The following is a 900-nucleotide window of genomic DNA, read 5'->3' as shown; positions in this document are numbered from 1 at the left end:
CTGCTGGCAACCTTGCGACTGGTGGTGCGCTGACGATCGCCGATGTCGATGCAGGACAGTCCAGCTTCACAGCCCAGGCTGGCACCGCCGGCAGCAACGGCTACGGCAGCTTCACGCTCGCGGCCGATGGCAATTGGACCTACATCACTGACAACAGTCAGAGTGCGATCCAGCAGCTGGCCGCTGGTCAATCGATCACCGACAGCTTCACCGCCGTGTCCTCCGACGGCACGGCCAGCCAGCTCGTGATGGTGACGATCACCGGCACCAATGACGTGCCGGTGATTGCTGGTGCGGCCAGCGGCGCGGTGCAAGAAGACGTTGCGGTGTCTGGTGGCAACCTCGCAGCCAGCGGGGCGCTGACGATCACCGATATGGATGCGGGCCAGTCGAACTTCGCGCCTCAAGCGAGCACTGCTGGCAGCAGCGGCTACGGCAATTTCACGCTGGCGGCCGACGGCACTTGGACTTATGCGGCCGACAACAACCAAAGCGCGGTCCAGCAATTGGGCGCTGGTCAATCAATCAGCGACAGCTTCACCGCAGTGTCCTCCGACGGCACGGCCAGCCAGCTGGTGACGGTGACGATCACTGGCACCAATGACGTGCCGGTGATCGGCGGCGTTGCCAGCGGTGCGGTGAGCGAGGACGCCTCGACGCCGAACCTGAGCACCAGTGGTGCGCTGACGATTGCCGATGTCGACCAGGGCCAGTCGAACTTCGCACCACAGGCGAGCACCGGCGGCACCAACGGCTACGGCAACTTCACGCTGGCAGCCGATGGCACTTGGGCCTATACGGCCGACAACAGCCAAAGCGCGATCCAGCAGCTGGGCGCGGGCCAGTCGCTCAGCGACAGCTTTACTGCAGTCTCGTCCGACGGTACGGCCAGTCAGCTCG

At 64.7% G+C, this 900-nt stretch carries 1 protein-coding gene; it reads left to right on the top strand.

The window, feature by feature from the left end; all coding sequences use genetic code 11:
- The coding region (locus VBO01S_RS31510; protein ID WP_218005434.1) for a VCBS domain-containing protein at positions 1 to 900 on the top strand (900 nt) is incomplete at both ends.

Origin of the sequence: Variovorax boronicumulans NBRC 103145 (assembly GCF_001591345.1) — a bacterium.
GTDB lineage: Bacteria > Pseudomonadota > Gammaproteobacteria > Burkholderiales > Burkholderiaceae_C > Variovorax > Variovorax boronicumulans.
The sequence above is the reverse complement of the archived record's forward strand: the minus strand, read 5'-3'. Positions and strand labels throughout refer to the sequence as shown.